Below are 19,940 nucleotides of genomic sequence, written 5' to 3'. Positions count from 1 at the left end.
GCTTTGTCATGCTCAACGTTGTTTAATTTGGAGATGAAAAAAGCGAAGCTAAAATAGAGCTTCGCTTATCAATGTAGGGTAAAACGAGTATCGTTAAAGCTTAAAACGTCCACTCAATATGGATTTGTGGCACTGACTCAGTGACTTCAGTACCTAGTTTATTGTGCCAGTATTGTAATTCCATACCCAACAGTAGTGTGTTTTCTTTCATTTGAAGAGCGTGGCCCATATCCCATACTAAAATAGGCTGTGCGAGTATCCACGCCTCTACATCGTTACCAAATTCATCTTCACGCTCTGCAATGTATTCAGCGTGGCCTTTAAAGCTAAATTTTTGTGAGCCAATATTAAAAGGGTATTCAAAGGCAACATCAAGCATCCAGCTATTTGTTTCAATAGGAGCCCCGCCTTTTGCTACACCTTCACTATCGTCAATGTAGGCTGTGAACAGCGTTTGAAAAAAGTTAAACCCAGGTACATCCCAGCTTAATTTAACACCAGGCAAGTATTTCATTACTTTAGCGTCGCCAGCAACGTTAATACCACCGGTAAGGCCCACATCTAATAATGCGCCTGCGCCAATTTTTTCGCCGCTAATGGCCGATAAGCTTACCGTTGAATACCACTCACCATAAAAATCAGCATCTTGGTAACCATCATCGGTATCGTCTTTACTGTAATCGATAAAAAAGAAGTTATCGCCGTAATCGTAACCCGATGCATGTTGAACCGAGTAAACAGTAGTGTTTGACTCTTGCTCAGTAAATGGGTCTTTTTGGTTGCCATTATTAATATGTAGTGCTGTGCTGCTCCAATTAGCCGCAAAAGCAGAAGACGATAAAGCAATTGATGTAAAAGTAACGAGAGGAAGTAATTTTTTAAATTTCATATCTGTATTTAACTATAATTTTAGTGACACGCGAAGGCGCGCATTATAGCAAAAGTGATTGATATGTAGAGTATTATTTTAACATATGTTGCAGCTTACTTATTAAGCTGCAACATAGTGTCGGTGTTTAAACTATGCTTTATTACGGCGTAAGCAAATAACTGCAATGGCTGTAAATGCTAAAATAAAGCAGTAATAAGAAGACGTTGATACTTCCCACGGGCTAATTTTAAACGTAGCACCTAATAACAATGCTTGGGCACCGTATGGCAATGAACCCTGTGTAACACAGGCAAATATATCAAGTAAACTGGCAGAGCGTTTACCGCTTATTTCACCGTCATCTGCTAGCTTTTTAGCAATAGGGCCCGCGACAATAATAGACACTGTGTTATTAGCAATACATACATTACTTGTTAAAACTAACGCAGCGATACCTAATTGATCTGCCACTTTACGGTGCCATTTTGCAATGATTTTAGTAATCGCTTGAATTTTTTGAGCAATGTAATCAAGACCACCGTTAATACGAATAAATTCAGATAAGCCGCCAATAAACATAGAAAGTAAAAATATTTCCTGCATATCAGTAAAGCCTTTGTAAATGTCTTTTACAAAGCTTGCGCCTTCGTAACTACCGGTAAAGCCCATTAATGCGGCAAAAATAATACCGCTAAACAACACTACAAATACGTTCAAGCCAGCAACTGCTAACACTAAAATAAAGGCATAAGGAAGTACCAACCAAATATCATAATCTTTAGTTTCAACTACTTGTGCAGCAGGTGTTAAATAAAACAACAGGGCGATAGTTAGAATGGCTGCAGGGACTGCAATTTTAAGATTTTCTTTAAACTTGTCTTTCATTTCACAGCCCTGCGTGCGCGTAGCTGCAATAGTGGTGTCTGAAATAATAGATAAGTTATCGCCAAACATAGCGCCAGATACAATCGTACCGGCCATTAATGCTGGATCTATACCCGTTTTAATTGATACCGCATAAGCGATAGGGCCAATGGCGCCAATCGTACCCATTGACGTTCCCATTGCAGTAGAAACAACGGCCGCAATTAAAAACAAACCAGGGAGCAATAACGAAGGTGGAATAAGCGATAAGCCTGCATTTACTACCGCATCTACACCACCGGTTGCACTTGCCACAGCCGAAAAAGCACCTGCAAGTAAGTAGATTAAACACATGGTAATAATATTGTTGTGTCCGGCACCTTTAATAAAGGTCTCTACACATTGGTTTACCGTGCCTTTATTTAAAATAAACGCAAGCATGATGGCGGGCAATATAGCAACAGGTGCAGGTAGTTGGTAAAAAGCATAATCAACCCCTTGCGATTGCAAATACAAACCTGAGCCTAAAAATAGCGCTACAAAGGTAAGTAGGGGAAGTAAAGAAAGTATTGCTTTGTTTTTATTAAATGATGGCTGCATCATAATCCTCATAACCAGTAAAATTTATCACAGCCAAAACTCCTCTTTTAGCTGAATTTAGCAGTACAACTTTTTATTTTAAAAAGTTGTTAGCCGCAGCGTCCGCAAGCCAAAGACCAAATCGACGCGAAAGAGAAGTTTAAATGTATAGATGGCTAAAGTAAACTGGTATTGTTATTATTATTAAATTAAAAGGTCACCTGACTATTGCATGACTTTTAGATAATATCTATAAAGCAACGCGATTTTCAGCGATTAATATTTATCCAACTGCATAAAAATACCCACCTGCGTATTTTGCAATGTCCGGATATATAGCTAATAAACGGATTCAAATAAAATTAGGTAAAAACCATGACTACAAATCGAATAGGTGTTTTTGGTGCTAACGGCAGAATGGGCTTAGCCCTATTAGAAGCCGCGACAATTAAAGAGCAAACACAACTTACAGGCGCATATGTTCGTAGTGGTTCATCGCTATTGGGCATTAATGTAAATCAAGTAAATAGCGCAGCCGATAACAGTGTTAGCTTTAGCGACGAAAGTACAATAGATGATGTAGATGTTTTAATCGACTTTACGCTGCCAGCGGGTATGAAAAACCATTTAAAAACAGCTGTTGCACAAAAAATTCCTATGGTGATTGGCACAACAGGTTTAACAAATGATGATATGGCGCTATTACACGATGCCGCTAAACATATCCCTATTGTATTTGCGCGAAATTACAGCGTAGGTGTCAATGTATTACTTAACCTTGTGCAAACTGCAGCGAATAAATTTGGTGACGATTTAGATATCGAAATATTTGAAGCGCATCACCGTCATAAAATAGATGCACCATCAGGTACTGCACTGGCAATAGGTGAGTCAATCGCGCAAGCGAAAGGCTGGGATCACGACGAGGTTGCGGTATATGACCGAAGCCAAGTAGAAACAGCGAAATCTCAAAATGAGATTGGTTATTCTGTCCTAAGAGGGGGCGATATAGTAGGTGAACATACCGCATACTTCGCTACAATGGGCGAAAGGCTTGAATTAACACATAAAGCAAGTTCGAGAATGACGTTCGCTCTAGGTGCTATAAGGGCTGCAAGCTGGTTAAAAAACAAACCTGCTGGACTTTATGATATGCAAGATGTGCTAGATCTTAAGTAGTTTAGTTACTATTTTAACTGTTTGGGTCTAATTTTACCTACAGTGACTTATTTGTAACAATTAACCAAATAATGTTAGACCTAAATAGCAACTTCATGTAATATGCAGCCAATTTGCCAAAAATTACTAAATGCGTGTTTCCAATTATACCCAAGTGGCTAGTAAATCCAGGGTTTCAGTGGGAATGAAAATAGTTTTAGGCAAGAAAAATGATTGAAGGTTGAATGCTTTACATCTGCATCATTTAAGACTGCGTAAAACAATTTAAGCTCACAAAAATCTGGTTTTGACGATCCCTCTGGGTATTGGCGGGGTGTTAGGCAATTGCTTACTCCCGTTTTTTACTGTTAGGAGGTTTAACTTGACTAAATCCGCTCTGTTAGTCCTAGAAGACGGCACAGTGTTTCGCGGTACTGCAATCGGCGCTGACGGCATGTCAGTCGGTGAAGTGGTATTCAATACGTCTATGACTGGTTATCAAGAAATTTTGACTGATCCATCATACGCGGAACAAATCGTAACTTTGACGTACCCACATATCGGTAATACGGGTACCAACAGCGAAGACGAAGAAGCGAATCAAATTTGGGCTAAAGGCCTAGTGATCCGTGATTTGCCACTGCTAGCAAGTAACTTTCGTAACGAGCAATCGTTAGATGATTACTTAAAAGAACGTAATATTTTAGGTATTGCGGACATCGACACCAGAAAGCTAACTCGAATTTTGCGTGATAAAGGCGCACAAAACGGGTGTATTGTTGCCGGTGACGAGCTAGACGAAAATAAAGCGTTACAAGCCGCGCAAGCCTTCCCGGGCTTAAAAGGTATGGATTTAGCAAAAGTTGTCTCAACCAAGGAAAATTTTGAGTGGCGCGAATCAAGCTGGACATTAGGTGAAGGATTTAAAACCCTTGACGCTGCTGATGAAAAGTTTCATGTTGTTGCCTACGACTTCGGTGTAAAACGTAATATTTTACGTATGCTTGTAGACCGTGGTTGTAAACTTACAGTAGTACCAGCGCAAACTTCAGCCGCTGACGTACTTGCTTTAAACCCTGATGGTATCTTCCTATCTAATGGCCCTGGTGATCCTGAGCCATGTACTTACGCTATTGAAGCCATTCAAGCCTTTTTAGAAACCGACACACCTATTTTTGGTATCTGTTTAGGTCATCAGTTATTAGCTCTTGCCTCAGGTGCTAAAACAGAAAAAATGAAATTTGGCCACCACGGTGGTAACCACCCAGTTAAAGACCTAGACCGTAATGTAGTTATGATCACAGCTCAAAACCATGGTTTTGCAGCTCAAGAATCAAGCCTACCAAGTACGCTTCGTGCCACGCATAAATCGTTATTTGATGGAACGCTTCAAGGTATTCATCGTACTGATAAGCCTGCGTTTAGCTTCCAGGGTCACCCTGAAGCAAGTCCAGGTCCACACGATGCAGCACCATTATTTGACCACTTCATCGATTTGATGCAAGCGCGTAAACACTAATTTAACTGGAGTAATAATGCCAAAACGTACCGACATAAAAAGCATTCTTATCTTAGGCGCAGGCCCAATTGTAATTGGTCAAGCTTGTGAATTTGACTACTCTGGTGCTCAAGCGTGTAAAGCACTTAGAGAAGAAGGCTATAGAGTTATATTAGTTAACTCAAACCCTGCAACTATCATGACCGATCCTGAAATGGCCGATGCTACCTACATCGAACCAATTCACTGGGAAGTGGTAGAAAAAATTATTGAAAAAGAAAAGCCAGATGCAGTACTGCCTACAATGGGTGGTCAAACAGCATTAAACTGTGCACTTGATTTAGACAAGCACGGTGTATTGGCTAAGCACGGCGTTGAGCTAATTGGCGCAACGGCGGATGCAATCGACAAAGCAGAAAACCGTGAACGCTTTGACGTAGCAATGAAAAACATTGGCCTAGAATGTCCTCGTGCTGAAATTGCTCACTCAATGGAAGAAGCTAAAGATACAATGAGCCGAATTGGCTTACCATGTATCATTCGTCCTTCTTTCACCATGGGTGGCACCGGTGGCGGTGTTGCTTACAACATGGAAGAGTTTGAAGAAATTTGTGAGCGCGGTTTAGACTTATCGCCAACAAACGAATTATTGATTGATGAATCACTGATTGGTTGGAAAGAGTACGAAACAGAAGTTGTACGTGATAAAAACGATAACTGTATTATTGTTTGTACCATTGAAAACTTTGACCCTATGGGTGTTCACACTGGCGATTCAATCACCGTTGCACCAGCGCAAACGCTAACCGACAAAGAATACCAAATTATGCGTAACGCCTCTATGGCGGTATTACGTGAAATTGGTGTAGAAACTGGCGGTTCTAACGTGCAGTTTGGTATTAATCCTGAAGATGGCCGTATGGTTATCATTGAGATGAACCCACGCGTATCACGTTCATCTGCACTTGCATCAAAAGCAACGGGTTTCCCAATTGCTAAAATTGCTGCAAAGCTAGCAGTAGGTTACACGCTTGACGAGCTTCAAAACGATATTACTGGCGGTAAAACTCCAGCATCTTTTGAGCCTTCAATCGATTACGTTGTAACAAAAATTCCTCGCTTTAACTTTGAAAAATTTGCCGGTGCTAACGATCGCTTAACTACGCAAATGAAATCGGTTGGCGAAGTAATGGCGATTGGTCGTAACCAACAAGAATCATTACACAAAGCATTACGTGGTCTTGAAGTGGGCGCAACAGGTTTTAACCCAATAGTTGCACTTGATGACCCTAAAGCTAAAGAAAAAATCATCCGCGAATTACGTGAGCCAGGTGCTGAGCGTATCTGGTACATTGCCGATGCAATGCGCCATGGTATGAGCGTTGATGATGTTTATGAGCTGACTAAAGTTAATCGCTGGTTCTTAGTACAAATAGAAGATATTTTAAAAGACGAAGCAAAAATTGGTGAAGTAGGTATGGCTGGTTTAAATGCCGACTTCCTACGTAAACTTAAACGCAAAGGTTTCGCAGATCCACGTATAGCTGAAATTGCTGGTGTATCTGAAGCTGAAATTCGTAAAAAACGTCACCTATTAAACATCGTGCCAGTATACAAGCGTGTTGATACGTGCGCCGCAGAATTTAGCTCAGACACAGCTTACATGTACTCATCTTACGATGAAGAGTGTGAAGCAAACCCAACAGATAAAGACAAAATCATGGTTATTGGTGGCGGTCCTAACCGTATCGGCCAAGGTATTGAATTTGATTACTGTTGTGTACATGCCTCGCTTGCGCTTCGCGAAGACGGTTATGAAACAATTATGGTTAACTGTAACCCTGAAACGGTTTCTACCGATTACGATACATCTGATAGACTATACTTTGAGCCAATTACACTTGAAGACGTACTCGAAATCGTACGTGTTGAAAAGCCAAAAGGCGTTATCGTGCAGTACGGTGGTCAAACACCACTTAAATTAGCACGTGAGCTTGAAGCGAATGGTGTGCCAGTAATTGGTACTTCACCTGATGCGATTGACCGTGCAGAAGATCGCGAACGTTTCCAACAACTTGTTGAGCGTTTGAACTTACTTCAGCCAGAAAATGCAACAGTAACTTCAACTGAAGAAGCACTACTTAAATCAGTTGAAATTGGTTTTCCACTCGTTGTACGTCCGTCGTATGTACTAGGTGGTCGTGCAATGGAAATTGTATACGATGAAGACGATTTACGTCGCTACATGACCGAAGCTGTATCTGCATCAAACGAAGCACCTGTATTACTGGACCGTTTCTTAGATAACGCAATTGAAGTTGACGTTGACGCGATTTGCGACGGCGAGCAAGTAATTATTGGCGGTATCATGGAGCACATTGAGCAAGCCGGTGTTCACTCTGGTGACTCAGCATGTTCATTACCAGCACATTCTTTATCGCAAGAAGTGCAAGATGTAATGCGCAAGCAAGTAACCGACATGGCGCTTGAGCTTGGTGTTGTTGGCTTAATGAATACACAGTTTGCTGTAAAAGATGGCAAAGTGTACTTAATTGAAGTTAACCCGCGTGCCGCACGTACTGTACCGTTTGTATCAAAAGCAACCGGTGTAGCGCTTGCAAAAGTGGCGGCTCGTTGTATGGCGGGTCAGTCTTTGGCAAGCCAAGGTATTACTAAAGAAGTGATCCCTCCTTATTACAGCGTTAAAGAAGTTGTTTTACCATTTGCTAAGTTTCAGGGTGTGGATCCAATTCGTGGCCCTGAGATGCGCTCAACGGGTGAAGTGATGGGTGTTGGTGATACTTTCGCCGAAGCATTCGCAAAAGCACAATTAGGTGCAAGCAACACTTTACCACGCGGTGGTCGCGCGTTATTATCTGTTCGTAATAGCGATAAGCCACGCATTGTTGAATTAGCCAAGATTATGACCGACTTAGGTTTTGAACTTGACGCAACGGGTGGCACGGCACAAGCTCTTGAAGAAGCTGGCATTGAAGTACGACGTGTAAACAAAGTATATGAAGGCCGCCCGCATATTCTTGATTATATCAAGAATAAAGAGTACAGCTATATCGTTAATACCACCGAAGGTCGCCAAGCGATCGAAGATTCGAAGGTGTTACGTCGTGGTGCATTGCAAAATAAAACCAACTATACGACAACCTTGAACGCGGCTTTTGCTAACTGTACTGCTAACAAAGCAGATGACCGTAGTAAAGTAACGTCAGTTCAAGAGCTACACCTGCGATTGAACTAAGGAAATGTGCCAAGGCCAACTAGGGCCTTGGTGTTAAGTGAGAAAAGTATGCAATCAATTCCGATGACAGTTCGTGGCGCAGATTTACTGCGCAAAGAGCTTAACGAATTAAAAACAGTTACCCGTCCAAAAATTATCGCCGACATTGCTGTTGCGCGTGAACACGGTGACTTAAAAGAAAACGCTGAGTACCACGCTGCACGTGAGCAACAGGGTTTTTGTGAAGGTCGTATTCAAGAAATTGAAGCTAAACTTTCAAATGTTCAGATAATCGACGTAACTAAAATGCCAAATACGGGCAAAGTTATTTTTGGTACTACCGTAACTATAGTAAATGTAGATACGGATGCTGAAGTAAAGTATCGTATTGTAGGCGATGATGAAGCAGATATTAAAAACAACTTAATTTCTGTTAATTCACCGATTGCACGTGGCTTAATTGGTAAACAAGTAGACGATGCAGTGTCTATCCAAACGCCAAAAGGTATCGTTGAGTACGAAATCATTGAAGTTGAGTATCTTTAACGCACAACTCACTTTAACGTTTTAAATAAAAACCGATGTATTTACATCGGTTTTTTTATGCCTTAAATAAATCACTATACTGATAAGGGTATTCATATTGCATAAAGAGTAAGCATGATGATATAGGTACATAATCACTTCATTAAAAGGAACACTCAATGGCTAATATACTTTACCCAGCGCCTTTAAAAGTAGGCTCTAAAATTGCTATTTGCTCGCTTTCATCTGGGCTAAAAGAAAAGTATCACGGACGCTTAGATATTGTTATAAATGGACTAAAACAACGAGGGTATAATGTTGTTGAAGGCGAGTTTTTACGTCAAAACAAACCACGTGAACAGCTTAATGCTAAAGCGCATGCTAAGCAGCTAATGGGTTTTTTATTAGATGATGAAATAGATGCGATTATGCCGCCAATGGGTGGTGAGCTGGCAATGGAAATACTGCCACTACTTGATTTTAAAGCTATTAAAGAAGCAAAGCCTAAGTGGTTAGTTGGTTTTTCTGATGTGAGTACTATTGCATGTGCACTCACTGCTAAGTGCCAATGGGCAACCCTTCACAGCGCCAATCTTATGCAGTTACACCCAGATGAAAAAAATCCGTACAGCTTACAAATATTTGAAACTCTGACCTACGAAGCCGGTAGTAAATTTGAGCAAGGTCCTTCTTCTTTATACCAAAAAAATAAGCCTAATTACGCGCAAAGTCCGAACGAATTACTCAGCCCGAGTGAGCCCACAAACTGGCAATGTTTAAACTACACAGATAAACGTACCATAGAAATGTCTGGTCGGTTATTTGGTGGGTGTTTAGATACCGTAGGTTTATTGCTCGACTCGCCATTTTTAGCGCTGCATGAGTTTAAAAAGGACAGTGCGCCCGAAGGGCTTATTTTATACCTCGAAAACTCAGAACTTACACCAACAACCGTTGCACGATTTTTACTGTCATTAAAATTAGCCGGAATATTTGATGACATCAATGGCTTGGTTTTAGGGCGAAGTGAAATAACACAAGGTCATTACGATGCCTTTGATTATCGTCATGCGCTTGATGTTGCGCTAGGTGGGTGTTTATTTCCTGTAATTTTTGATGCCGATATAGGGCACGTTCAACCTAACTTAAATTTGGTCAATGGTGCTACCTGTACGCTAGTTGCTGATATAAATGAAGGTATAGTAGATCGCGCATCGTTAAATATTCAACTTTCGTAGTTTTTATTGTATTTAGTTTTGAAAAACAAATAAATACAAGCGTATAATATGCCTACAGTAAGTGCTAATGCTTACTGTAAATTCTCAGGGCGGGGTGAAATTCCCCACCGGCGGTATGTTTAATGTTTTTTATGACTTAAACGAGCCCGCGAGCGCTTTATTTAACTTATTTTAGGTTAAGTAAAGGTCAAGCAGATCTGGTGAGATGCCAGAGCCGACGGTTACAGTCCGGATGAAAGAGAATATGGCTTATTATACTAAAACCAATTTTATTAAAGACATGACCGTTGTATCGCGTTAAGTGAGCTATTTTTCTTTGCGCTATAATTAGTCACTAATTTAATGTTATTGGTATAACAGTGTGCGCTGCATTTTGCTGCGTGCTTTTTGTTATTTTATTTAAGCTATTTTGGTAGTGATCGCTTTAAATTTAAGTGATGTATTACTGATCCTTTCACAGTCCTGAATCTATTATTTTTATTTGGAATATAATGATGATTCAGTCTCTACTTACTCAATTCGGCGAAAGCCATACCCGCGTACAAAGCGCCATCACTGCACTACAGCAAGGCCAAGGCGTACTTGTTGTTGATGATGAAAACCGTGAAAATGAAGGCGACTTTGTTTTTTCAGCTGAGCACCTAACGACTTCTCAAATGGCCGAAATGATCCGCGAAGGCAGCGGCATTGTTTGCTTATGCATGGGGGAGGAACGCATTAAACAGCTCGATTTACCGCAAATGGTAGCTAACAATACGAGTCAAAATAACACCGCTTATACAGTCACTATTGAAGCTAAGCATGGCGTAACAACAGGTGTGTCTGCTGCTGATAGAGTAACTACTATAAAAGCAGCGACAGCGGATAATGCAAAACCAAGTGATTTATCGCGCCCAGGGCATGTATTTGGTTTAAAGGCACAAACGGGTGGCGTATTAATGCGTCGCGGTCATACCGAAGCATCCGTTGATTTAATGCAACTTGCCGGCTTAAAACCATTTGGCGTAATTTGCGAACTTACTAATCCCGATGGTTCAATGGCGCGCTTACCTGAAGTGAGTGATTATGCTAATAAGCATAATATGACCGTGGTTTCTATTGAAGATTTAGTGCAATACATTCAAGCTGCGCAGCTTAAAGTAGGTTAAATTACTATTTTATCAGCCTTAGATATATTAAAAGCACGCACCTGTTGCGTGTTTTTATGGGCCTAACTTGCTCTTAAAATATAATAATCACTTGTTTTTATTTACGTTATTTAAGAAGCTTAGCGAAGGAATTGCACTTTCTGTAGCCGCTACATACAGTACTCTATAAGGAATTACCCCATTAAAATAGATTATTCTAACTATACACTTGAAGAATTGTTCGATGTAAAAGCTAATATAGATAAAGATAAATACACTGAGAATTTCAATGCATTAATGGCTGAATTTTTAAAAAGAGAAAACGAATTAAAACACTATAATGATGCGATAGAAAAAGAGGCTGAGGCTAAAAAAATATTACGAATGACCAGCTGCTCTAATAAAAGAATAGCGGGTGTGTTTTTATTTGGTTTGTGTATCAGTTTACCCTTATTGTTGTTCGCTGAACTGTCGATTTTAAGCACGATTAATCAATTTTACAGCGTGGTACTTTTACTTATGGTGGGGTTACCTTTATTGCATTCTTTTCGTTATGGCTGGACACTATCTAAATACGGTATAGTGACTGTAACCGACGATGTGTTTTCCTTCACTGTAATGCAATTTTTTTATAGCTGTACTTTTTGTTCAATACTTTTGCTTACCATATTAAGGTGGCCTTAACAGTTACTGCAGCACATTAGTACAGAGTAATATGCTTGGATCCTTTACTGAATATGAGTTGTATTTATAAATGTATAAGCGAAAAAATAGCAGCTGATATAAACCAGCTGCTTGGTTTGAAAAATTATAAAACTTGAATAACTTGCTCTTTAGCTAAACGTGATTTAGGTAATTTGGCATTATAATCTTCTGCGTCATCATGGTAGCCAAGCACTAAAGCTACATCACAAATGTAACCATCTATCTCTTTTTCAAAAACTTCGCCAATCAGCTCGGCATCTACGCCTTCCATTGGAGTTGAATCAATCCCTAAGCGTTCTGCTGTATGCATTGTATTACCAAGCGCTATGTAAGTTTGTGCTTTAGTCCACCTCGAATAATTGTTATTTTTTAAGAAAACTTCCAGACTTTATTTGAGAGGCTAATTAAAGTGTGTGACATTACATGTTAACTGTCAGTGCTAACGTTATAGTATAAGTGAAAGATAGTACGGCTTATTTTGCTTTTGTAAGCGAGTTAATGCCATGCTATATTGACGTTAACTTATATAAAAGGAATTAATAATATGATCGTTAAATTTAATAAACTTTGGTCTAATCATCCATATCCTGACGCACCTTGTGATAAATCTCTGTTTGGAAATCAATGCGCTATTCGCATGGGGGTTGCGCTAGAAAAGTCAGGAATAGATACTTCGTCTTTTGATAGTATGTATCCTCAACGCCGGTGCTACCCTGGTTTAAAGCATAGTCCTAGACATATCTTGGCAGCTCAGGAGCTTGCAAATTGGATTGACTCTCCTCGTAGCACTGCATTTGGTACTAAAAAAGTAATTAAAGGGGGCGCTTTATCCAAGTTGAAAGATAAAAAAGGAATTATATTTATAATGAATGGCTGGGGTAATACTGATCACATTGACTTGTGGGATGGGGAGTACCTAAAGGGTGGTAACACAGATTGGCTGAATTTAGGTGATGAGATCTGGTTTTGGGAAATTTTAGTATGAGAAATAAATTAACATTTAGCTCTATGTTACTTTTATTTTCTTGTTCAAATATAAACGCTGGCATACTTTTAGATGCTGAAATTTGCGAAGTTTCAATGGACAATAATAGTGAAAAACTACAGTTGTCACCTCCATGCTCATTAGTCAAAACTGAAAATGGCAAGAAAAATTTTTTTCAATTTAATGAAAGTAAAATTTATATTATTTCTGGAGCCCCGGCTAAATTAGAGAAATTAAAAAGATGGTCAGTAAAAGAGAGTGATAGATGTTCACTGGAATATCAGGCTGTTATAGTCGTTAGTAATAAATTTTCTCTATCTAAACTGAAAGATAAAGGTTTAGTGTGTCCTGATATTGGTTTAGATGAAAAGTTTTATCAACAATTTGTCCAATATTAATCTATGAAAGAGTAGTACAGTTTTCTCGCTTACTCCATATACCTTACGGATTATAAAAAACCACTTATTATAATAAGTGGTTTAATTGAAAACTGTTATTAATATAGTATTACTTATAAAACCTGAATAACTTGCTCTTTAGCCAAGCGAGATTTAGGTAGCTTAGCATTATAATCTTCAGCGCTATCGTGATAGCCAAGTACTAATGCGACGTCGCATACGTAACCATCAAGTTCTTTTTCAAAGACTTCGCCAATCAGCTCGGCATCTACGCCTTCCATTGGAGTTGAATCAATGCCTAAACGTGCAGCGGCATGCATAGTGTTACCCAGTGCAATGTAAGTTTGTGCTTTAGTCCACTCTTCATTAACGCCTTGCTCATCAGTATTCATATCAACAAACGCATAAGCACCAAAAGCTTGTTCGCGATTTTCTGCTTTAGTACGGCCATTTTTAATATCTGCATCAATAACTTGTGCGTAGTCATCGCGGGTATATTTAGGATTGTGAGCGAATAATATTATATGCGAAGCTGTTTTAATATGTGGCTGGTTAAACGCAAATTTATTAGCAAATGTACTATGCATACGCTCTTTAGCCTCATCTGATTCAATTACGATGAATTTCCAAGGCTGCGAGTTAATAGATGATGGAGATAGGCGCATAGCTTCGTAAATAACGGCTAAATCGTCTTGAGATACACGTTTCGTTGCATCGTAACGTTTTGCTGTGTAACGCTTTTCTAAGTCATTAAGAATAGGGTGAGTCATTAGTTTCTCCATTGAGTAGGTGTTTTACCAGTATTTACTATGTTGAGTCAGTTTTAGTAAAAACAAACCCTTTTAAAAATTTATTACAAAAATAATATCGTGTTTTTAAATCACTCTACTTATTTGATTCAATTGATATCTACGTAAAGTAAGGCCTATCAATATAGCTAGGTACGGATAGTAGTGGGTTATTACAATATGATAAACAGGTATATGGTTGAATCATTATCAAATATTATTAGGTAATAGTTTCTTTAATAAATATAAATACAGCCATAGCCACCCAAAATATTGGCTGAAGACACCAATTACATTGGTGCCTTCAATTAATTCAGGCTGCGCGTGTTTAGTATTTATGGAATTAAAAACCTTCCAACACTATTTTGCCAATAGAGCGACCTTCTTCAAGTTCTGCGTGTGCAATACGCAGGTTAGCCGCATTTATAATGCCTAAATTTTTACCAATCGTTGTTTGAATATGGCCCTGATCAATTAACTCAGCAACATGATTTAGTAACTTGCTTTGCTCAATTAAATCTTTGGCATTAAACATTGAGCGGGCAAACATAAATTCCCAATGTAGCGATAAGCTCTTCATTTTTAATTTACTCACATCTAATGACTCAGGATCGTCAATCATTGCAATTTTACCAAATGGTGCAAGTACCTCCGTATACGCTTCAAAGTAAGTATCAGTACTGTGCAGACTTGCTACATGTGTTACCGATCCAATGTTTAATGCGTCAATTTGAGCCGGTAATGGTTTTGTATGATCAACAACATAATCTGCGCCTAGTTTTTTAACCCATGCTTGTGAGCTTTCACGCGATGCAGTGGCAATCACTGTTGCACCAGTAATCGCTTTAGCAAGCTGGATAAAAATAGAACCAACGCCGCCTGCGGCACCTGTTACTAAAATAACTTCGTCTGATTTTGTTGTTGCATCAGCTGATTGTTTTACAATGTTTAAATGCTCAAATAATAATTCGTACGCTGTTATTGCAGTAAGGGGTAATGCAGCAGCTTCAGCATCGTTTAAGCTTTGTGGTTTGAACCCTACAATGCGCTCATCCACTAATTGAAATTCTGCATTACTACCTGGGCGGGTAATATCACCTGCGTAGTAAACAGCATCGCCAGGTTTAAATGCCGTTACAGCATCGCCGATGGCAACAACTTCACCAACAGCATCCCAACCAATAACTTTTATTTCACCATCAGCAGGGGGCATAGATACACGCACTTTGTAATCTGCTGGGTTAACTGCAATAGCTTTAACTTTAATTAATAAATCACGACCTGTTGCAACTGGCTGTGGTAATTCAACATCAATTAACGATTCAGGATTAGAAACAGGAAGAGATTTTTTATAACCAATGGCTTTCATAATAAGTGTCCTAATTTGTTTACATATAAGGTGCAAGCCATGCTTTGGCTAGCTGATGGATATATAGTAGACCTTGCTTTAATATAGATAAAACGCATAATTGTTGAATCATTATCAAATATAAATAGATAATATGAACATAGAAGATTTAAAACTTATTTTAAAAGTAGCTGAGTTTAGAAGTATTACGCTCGCAGCTGCTAAGTTAGATATGCGTACAGCCACAGCAAGCGCGGCTATTAAACGTGTTGAGGCAGCCCTTGGTAGTGAGCTATTTGTTCGTACAACACGTCATTTAAGGTTATCGGCTGCTGGGGAGCGCTACATACCACAATGTGAGCAGGCTTTAGCTGTACTTGAGCTTGCAAAGCAAAATCTAAAAGGTGAGCACGACGAAATTGAAGGCGAGCTGCGGGTTGCCCTTTCATCTGACTTAGGCCGTAACTTAGTGATCCCATGGATTGATGAACTCATGGACACTTATCCAAAGCTAAGTTTAAGAACGCATATAAGTGATAGTAATATCGACTTTTACCGTGACTCAGTTGATATAGCGCTTCGTTATGGCTCGCCTAATGATGCTAGCGTTTATGGATTCAAAATTTGTAACGTACCGCGCTTGTTATGTGCAACTGACGAATATCTCTTACAGAACGGGGCTCCCATGCATCCCGATGATTTAGCGTCGCATCAAGGTTTGTTTTATCAGTTGCAGGATATTATAAATAATACGTGGGAATTCACCGATGGTGAGTCAAAATATAAAGTTAAAATGAATGGCAGGCGCGCCTCAAACGATGGCGATTTAGTAAGGCGCTGGTGCGTTGCGGGTAAAGGCTTGGCTGTAAAATCAGCCCTTGATATAGCCGATGATTTACTCAATGACAGGGTGGTTACTGTAATGCAATATTATCAACATGTTAATGGTGAACTTTGGCTTATTTGCCCAAGTAGGCAGTCAATAACCCCAGCGGTGCGTTTACTACGTGATGCATGCAGAGCAAAATCCCAAGCTATTTTGCAGCAGTTAGTAAATAAAGGAATTATTGATAAAAGCGTACTGAGCTAATTTAGGAAGAGTTATGCAAGTTGATGATATTAGAGTTTTTATTCCCTGTAAAAGCTATGAACAATCTCAGCGCTTTTATAAAGCGCTTGGATTTAAGATTGAAGATGCTTCAAATGATTTATGTGTGTGTACCTTTGGCGAATGTACGTTCTTTTTACAGCGTTATTATAATAAAACGTTTGCTGAAAACTTAATGCTGCAACTTTGTGTGTTAAATATAGATGAAGCATACGAACTCATTAGTAACCTAAACGGTTTTGACATCCGCTTTGAGGGTATAAAACAAGAATCTTGGGGTAGCGTTATTTACTTATGGGGACCATCGGGTGAGCTTTGGCACGTAACTGAATTAAATTAAAAATAAAAAGGAATAAATATGAAATTTAATAAATATATAATCATTTTGATGGCGGCCTTACTTGCTTCTTGTAGCTCGTTTATGAGTAACAATACAGGTAAAAATACACAATCTAGTAGCTTAATGGATTTTTTTATATCCTGATCAACAAAGCCGTGCTACCTATAAACCTGAAATACCTGTTTTAAAACTCCCTGTTACCGTCGGAATTGCATTTGTACCGTCTAAAAACTGGCAGCCAGACGGGTTAGAGACCCAAAACCAAGTCGAATTACTCGAAAAAGTAAAAAAGTCATTTCTTCAATATGATTACATTGACCGCATTGAAGTTATACCAAGCACCTATTTAAAGGGTGGTGAAGGTTTTGCAACACTCGAGCAAGTAGGGCGACTTTACGATGTAGATTTAATCGCACTGGTTTCATATGATCAAATTACGCAATCTTATGAAAATAATGCAGCCTTACTTTATTGGACAATAGTGGGTATGTACGTTATTCCAGGCAATGAAAATACAATCCAAACCTTTGTGGATACAGCTGTTTTTGATATTAAAAGTAGAAAAATGCTATTTAGAGCACCTGGTATAAGTAAGCTTGAAAAAAGAACAACAGCAATAGGTATTGATGAAACGTTATCTGAAAAGTCGGCTGAAGGTTTTAATCTAGCGGTTAGTGATATGAGTACTAATTTAGATGCAGAACTAGCAAGGTTTAAAACACGTGTTAAAGAAGAAAAAATTGCAAAAGTCGAAAATAAAGATGGCTCCAGCAGCGGTGGCTCTTTGAGTATTTATTTACTCGTTTTGTTGTCGTTATTAGTTATGCGTAGCAGAAAAGTTTAAAGCAAAAAATAGCTAAGTACTTTAATAATGCCACCTACTTTGAGCCGGTGGCATTATTTTTTATTCGCTAACTTAGCTTTTTATTAAAAAAGTCAACGGTACGTTGCCATGCAAGCTCAGCATTGTCTTTATCATATCGACCAGTAGAGTCATTATGAAATCCATGATTTGCCCCTTTATACATGTGCATAGTGTACTCAACGTTATTAGCTTTTAAATCTTGTTCGTACTGTGGCCACGATGCGTTTACACGTTTATCCAGCTCACCTAATTGAATCATTAATGGAGCTTTAATATTTTTACGTAAACTTTCACTGGCAGGAGTGCCGTAAAAAGGCACTCCGGCGCTGATTAAATTACTATCTACAGCCGCTAAATAGTTAACAATGTAGCCACCAAAACAAAAACCAACAGCGCCGAGTTTACCGTTACTGTTGGCATGCGATTTTAAAAAGTGCGCTGCGGCTATAAAATCGTTTTGAATTTTAGCGCGGTCCATGGTTTTTTGCATAGCGCGTCCCTCATCATCGTTACCAGGGTAGCCACCCAGTGGAAAGAGCGCATCGGGTGCAAATGCAATAAAACCTACCTTCGCTAAGCGTCTTGCTACATCTTTTACGTATGGGTTTAATCCACGGTTTTCGTGTATCACAAGCACAACAGGAAGTTTACCTTCTATGTTTTTAGGGGTTGCTAAGTAACCTTTGCCTTTACCGTGCCCGTCTGGCGAATCGAATTCTTCGTACGTTGCTTTAATATCATCGTCATTAAACGACACTTGTTCAGCCAGCGCGTAATTAGGTAATAATGCTGATGTAAGTACAGCCATTGAAAAACCAAGTGCAGCAAGCCCCCCGAGTTTTTTCATAAAAGTACGACGGTCCATTAAACCGTGGGCGTATTCGTCATACCAATCAAAGGCTTCTTGAGGAATGTGATCAGAGGGAGATGTATTCATGGCTGTTCCTTAATTTTATTATGTTATTTAAATACCATAACGTATTAGGAATAAAAAACGAGCAATATTTTCTCTCAATTATTAGGACTGTTGCCAAAGCTATCCGTCAAGCAAGGAAAGGAGCACATTCCTTTGTTGTTTGGATATTAAAGAAACCATTTTGATGTGATTTAAATCTTTTACCTCATAAATACTCACTTTTGGATTATTAAGAGTAAGCAACCCATTATATGGACTCACTTTGTCTGCATTACTTGAAAAGATGTAAGTTTGCCTAGCATGAGGGTTCTTATTTAGATTACTTAATATAGCGAGTTTAGTAAGAGGTACTTCACTTTTTTCAATTATCTTAACGGCAACTTCATTTATATAATCATCGCCTAATAGTTTGCTATAAATAGGGTGTGATAAGTTAGCAATTGTGTTTAGTGCGGCCTCAAAATTAATCATTGGGGCATAAAGTATATGCTTACTAATGTTCAGCTTAGATGCCAACTCAACTCCCGCAATTGCGCCCATTGAGTAACTAATTAAGGAGATATCAGTGTAGTTTTCTTTATTTACATAATTGATTAACACATCAAGAGAGTTTAAACCAAATCTAAACTTATCGTATTGATTACTAGCGGGCATCACTATTACATTTTTTCCCGTAATATGACTAAGCCATCTTGCTTGCATGGTGTAAATCAAACTGTCTACGCCATATCCCGGAAAGATAATTAAAAGTCCGCTACTTGAATTACTTGGTAAATTATCTGAAGTAAGTTGGTATTCAAAAACATCATCTTCAGTGCTTCCTTCAACAATCAAACTTAACGAAAGTTTATTACCATCGAGTAGGTAGCTTTCGATATCCTTAGGTGAGATAAATCTAAAATCAAGACAATCTACTTCGCTGCTACAGTAATGGGTTTGTACTCCAGATAAAGCGATAGAGCTCTCAAATTCTTTAGGGAGAACTTTCTGCGGAGGCTTAGTTATTTGATAAGCAATATAGCTCTGGCACCCGCTTAAAAAAATAACTAAAGAAATAATCAGTATGTATAAGCGCATTAAAGTCCCTTTAATTTTCAAGCTAAAATTTTTTGATTAATTAATGCCTGATAGGCCTTGGTCAATACCCAGCAAAAACTCTAAACCTACAAACGCAAACGATATTGCAACGGCGCCTAATAGCATTAAGTTGCGGTTATTCTTTTTGTAGCCAATTGTGGTTAGTACAGCAAATACAGTAAATAAAATAAGTTGAAGTGTACCCATTATTATTCCTTTTGAGGGTTATATTTATAGAGTTAAATTATCAGTAAGGTAAAGACTTGGCAAATAGGTGAATATCATTTTTAAGCTAAAAATAAAAAGCTCGACATA

18 protein-coding genes, 2 pseudogenes and 1 riboswitch are annotated in these 19,940 nt (G+C 38.9%); of the genes and pseudogenes, 12 read left to right on the top strand and 8 right to left on the bottom strand.

All coding sequences use genetic code 11. The features are described from left to right. Positions 1 to 100: 100 nt before the first annotated feature. Entirely contained in the window at positions 101 to 889 is a 789-nt protein-coding gene (locus tag H5116_RS06825) for a nucleoside-binding protein (RefSeq protein WP_182715808.1), read from the bottom strand. A 132-nt stretch (positions 890 to 1,021) separates the two neighbouring features. Continuing rightward, complete coding sequence (locus H5116_RS06820; protein ID WP_004335396.1) at positions 1,022 to 2,335, bottom strand: Na+/H+ antiporter NhaC family protein; 1,314 nt, start codon at positions 2,333 to 2,335, stop codon at positions 1,022 to 1,024. Positions 2,336 to 2,689: 354 nt separating this feature from the next. Between H5116_RS06820 and dapB the strand changes: the two genes are divergently transcribed. From dapB to H5116_RS06785, 7 genes are all read left to right on the top strand, one after another. Next, a complete protein-coding gene (gene dapB, locus H5116_RS06815) occupies positions 2,690 to 3,493 on the top strand; it encodes a 4-hydroxy-tetrahydrodipicolinate reductase (protein ID WP_182715807.1) in 804 nt (267 codons plus the stop codon). Between the two features lie 361 nt (positions 3,494 to 3,854). Continuing rightward, the gene (gene carA / locus H5116_RS06810) at positions 3,855 to 4,991 is read left to right on the top strand and encodes a glutamine-hydrolyzing carbamoyl-phosphate synthase small subunit (RefSeq protein ID WP_004335400.1); all 1,137 of its coding nucleotides are present in this window, start codon (positions 3,855 to 3,857) and stop codon (positions 4,989 to 4,991) included. A 16-nt stretch (positions 4,992 to 5,007) separates the two neighbouring features. Further along, the gene (carB, locus tag H5116_RS06805; RefSeq protein WP_039487473.1) at positions 5,008 to 8,226 is read left to right on the top strand and encodes a carbamoyl-phosphate synthase large subunit; all 3,219 of its coding nucleotides are present in this window, start codon (positions 5,008 to 5,010) and stop codon (positions 8,224 to 8,226) included. A gap of 48 nt (positions 8,227 to 8,274) precedes the next feature. Then, on the top strand, positions 8,275 to 8,751 hold the full coding sequence (greA, locus tag H5116_RS06800) for a transcription elongation factor GreA (protein ID WP_004335404.1): 477 nt from the start codon (positions 8,275 to 8,277) through the stop codon (positions 8,749 to 8,751). Positions 8,752 to 8,909: 158 nt separating this feature from the next. Then, entirely contained in the window at positions 8,910 to 9,968 is a 1,059-nt protein-coding gene (locus tag H5116_RS06795) for a S66 peptidase family protein (RefSeq protein WP_024597434.1), read from the top strand. Between the two features lie 76 nt (positions 9,969 to 10,044). Next, positions 10,045 to 10,216, top strand: a riboswitch (FMN riboswitch). A gap of 246 nt (positions 10,217 to 10,462) precedes the next feature. Next, complete coding sequence (gene ribB / locus H5116_RS06790) at positions 10,463 to 11,116, top strand: 3,4-dihydroxy-2-butanone-4-phosphate synthase (protein WP_182715837.1); 654 nt, start codon at positions 10,463 to 10,465, stop codon at positions 11,114 to 11,116. A gap of 276 nt (positions 11,117 to 11,392) precedes the next feature. Continuing rightward, positions 11,393 to 11,779, top strand: coding sequence for a hypothetical protein (locus H5116_RS06785; protein ID WP_096792863.1), 387 nt, complete (start codon positions 11,393 to 11,395; stop codon positions 11,777 to 11,779). A gap of 124 nt (positions 11,780 to 11,903) precedes the next feature. Here the strand turns inward: H5116_RS06785 and H5116_RS06780 are convergent. Further along, a pseudogene (locus H5116_RS06780) lies at positions 11,904 to 12,155 on the bottom strand (NAD(P)H-dependent oxidoreductase); the annotation flags it as partial. A gap of 189 nt (positions 12,156 to 12,344) precedes the next feature. Between H5116_RS06780 and H5116_RS06775 the strand changes: the two are divergent. Beyond that, complete coding sequence (locus tag H5116_RS06775) at positions 12,345 to 12,785, top strand: T6SS effector amidase Tae4 family protein (RefSeq protein WP_232525520.1); 441 nt, start codon at positions 12,345 to 12,347, stop codon at positions 12,783 to 12,785. Continuing rightward, positions 12,782 to 13,183: a hypothetical protein gene (locus H5116_RS06770; protein ID WP_096792864.1), complete on the top strand. Its 402-nt coding sequence runs from the start codon at positions 12,782 to 12,784 to the stop codon at positions 13,181 to 13,183. The genes H5116_RS06775 and H5116_RS06770 overlap by 4 nt, the downstream gene beginning before the upstream one ends. A 113-nt stretch (positions 13,184 to 13,296) precedes the next feature. On the opposite strand, the gene H5116_RS06765 is transcribed toward H5116_RS06770, so the two are convergent. Together H5116_RS06765 and H5116_RS06760 are read right to left on the bottom strand one after the other, a co-directional pair. Then, entirely contained in the window at positions 13,297 to 13,953 is a 657-nt protein-coding gene (locus H5116_RS06765) for a nitroreductase family protein (RefSeq protein WP_182715806.1), read from the bottom strand. Positions 13,954 to 14,314: 361 nt separating this feature from the next. Next, positions 14,315 to 15,340: a zinc-binding alcohol dehydrogenase family protein gene (locus tag H5116_RS06760; protein WP_182715805.1), complete on the bottom strand. Its 1,026-nt coding sequence runs from the start codon at positions 15,338 to 15,340 to the stop codon at positions 14,315 to 14,317. A 133-nt stretch (positions 15,341 to 15,473) separates the two neighbouring features. Between H5116_RS06760 and H5116_RS06755 the strand changes: the two genes are divergently transcribed. The 3 genes and pseudogenes from H5116_RS06755 (at position 15,474) to rhlP (ending at position 17,611) form a co-directional block, all read left to right on the top strand. Continuing rightward, positions 15,474 to 16,409, top strand: a complete 936-nt coding sequence (locus tag H5116_RS06755; RefSeq protein WP_182715804.1) for a LysR family transcriptional regulator — start codon at positions 15,474 to 15,476, stop codon at positions 16,407 to 16,409. A 13-nt stretch (positions 16,410 to 16,422) separates the two neighbouring features. Continuing rightward, entirely contained in the window at positions 16,423 to 16,767 is a 345-nt protein-coding gene (locus H5116_RS06750; RefSeq protein ID WP_182715803.1) for a lactoylglutathione lyase, read from the top strand. Positions 16,768 to 16,785: 18 nt separating this feature from the next. Next, positions 16,786 to 17,611 (top strand): annotated as a pseudogene (rhlP, locus tag H5116_RS06745) (rhombotarget lipoprotein). Between the two features lie 67 nt (positions 17,612 to 17,678). On the opposite strand, the gene H5116_RS06740 reads toward rhlP, so the two are convergent. From H5116_RS06740 to H5116_RS06730, 3 genes are all read right to left on the bottom strand, one after another. Next, positions 17,679 to 18,569 (bottom strand): dienelactone hydrolase family protein, encoded by an 891-nt coding sequence (locus H5116_RS06740; protein WP_182715802.1) that lies wholly within the window; start codon positions 18,567 to 18,569, stop codon positions 17,679 to 17,681. Positions 18,570 to 18,668: 99 nt separating this feature from the next. Continuing rightward, entirely contained in the window at positions 18,669 to 19,625 is a 957-nt protein-coding gene (locus H5116_RS06735; protein WP_024599523.1) for a hypothetical protein, read from the bottom strand. Between the two features lie 36 nt (positions 19,626 to 19,661). Further along, positions 19,662 to 19,832, bottom strand: coding sequence for a hypothetical protein (locus H5116_RS06730; RefSeq protein WP_182715800.1), 171 nt, complete (start codon positions 19,830 to 19,832; stop codon positions 19,662 to 19,664). Positions 19,833 to 19,940: the final 108 nt, after the last annotated feature.

This window comes from Pseudoalteromonas sp. SG45-2, assembly GCF_014164115.1.
In the GTDB taxonomy this organism is placed as follows: Bacteria; Pseudomonadota; Gammaproteobacteria; order Enterobacterales; family Alteromonadaceae; genus Pseudoalteromonas; species Pseudoalteromonas distincta.
This window is presented reverse-complemented; position numbering and strand designations above follow the sequence as displayed.

Bases quoted from the DNA above. Each gene is read 5' to 3' on its own strand.
- dapB (WP_182715807.1), top strand. From the start codon at position 2,690: ATGACTACAAATCGAATAGGTGTTTTTGGTGCTAACGGCAGAATGGGC.
- carB (WP_039487473.1), top strand. From the start codon at position 5,008: ATGCCAAAACGTACCGACATAAAAAGCATTCTTATCTTAGGCGCAGGC.
- H5116_RS06825 (WP_182715808.1), bottom strand. From the start codon at position 889: ATGAAATTTAAAAAATTACTTCCTCTCGTTACTTTTACATCAATTGCT.
- H5116_RS06740 (WP_182715802.1), bottom strand. From the start codon at position 18,569: ATGAATACATCTCCCTCTGATCACATTCCTCAAGAAGCCTTTGATTGG.
- H5116_RS06730 (WP_182715800.1), bottom strand. From the start codon at position 19,832: ATGGGTACACTTCAACTTATTTTATTTACTGTATTTGCTGTACTAACC.
- H5116_RS06795 (WP_024597434.1), top strand. From the start codon at position 8,910: ATGGCTAATATACTTTACCCAGCGCCTTTAAAAGTAGGCTCTAAAATT.
- ribB (WP_182715837.1), top strand. From the start codon at position 10,463: ATGATTCAGTCTCTACTTACTCAATTCGGCGAAAGCCATACCCGCGTA.
- greA (WP_004335404.1), top strand. From the start codon at position 8,275: ATGCAATCAATTCCGATGACAGTTCGTGGCGCAGATTTACTGCGCAAA.
- H5116_RS06775 (WP_232525520.1), top strand. From the start codon at position 12,345: ATGATCGTTAAATTTAATAAACTTTGGTCTAATCATCCATATCCTGAC.
- H5116_RS06755 (WP_182715804.1), top strand. From the start codon at position 15,474: ATGAACATAGAAGATTTAAAACTTATTTTAAAAGTAGCTGAGTTTAGA.
- H5116_RS06765 (WP_182715806.1), bottom strand. From the start codon at position 13,953: ATGACTCACCCTATTCTTAATGACTTAGAAAAGCGTTACACAGCAAAA.
- H5116_RS06750 (WP_182715803.1), top strand. From the start codon at position 16,423: ATGCAAGTTGATGATATTAGAGTTTTTATTCCCTGTAAAAGCTATGAA.
- H5116_RS06760 (WP_182715805.1), bottom strand. From the start codon at position 15,340: ATGAAAGCCATTGGTTATAAAAAATCTCTTCCTGTTTCTAATCCTGAA.
- H5116_RS06735 (WP_024599523.1), bottom strand. From the start codon at position 19,625: ATGCGCTTATACATACTGATTATTTCTTTAGTTATTTTTTTAAGCGGG.
- H5116_RS06820 (WP_004335396.1), bottom strand. From the start codon at position 2,335: ATGCAGCCATCATTTAATAAAAACAAAGCAATACTTTCTTTACTTCCC.
- H5116_RS06770 (WP_096792864.1), top strand. From the start codon at position 12,782: ATGAGAAATAAATTAACATTTAGCTCTATGTTACTTTTATTTTCTTGT.
- H5116_RS06785 (WP_096792863.1), top strand. From the start codon at position 11,393: ATGGCTGAATTTTTAAAAAGAGAAAACGAATTAAAACACTATAATGAT.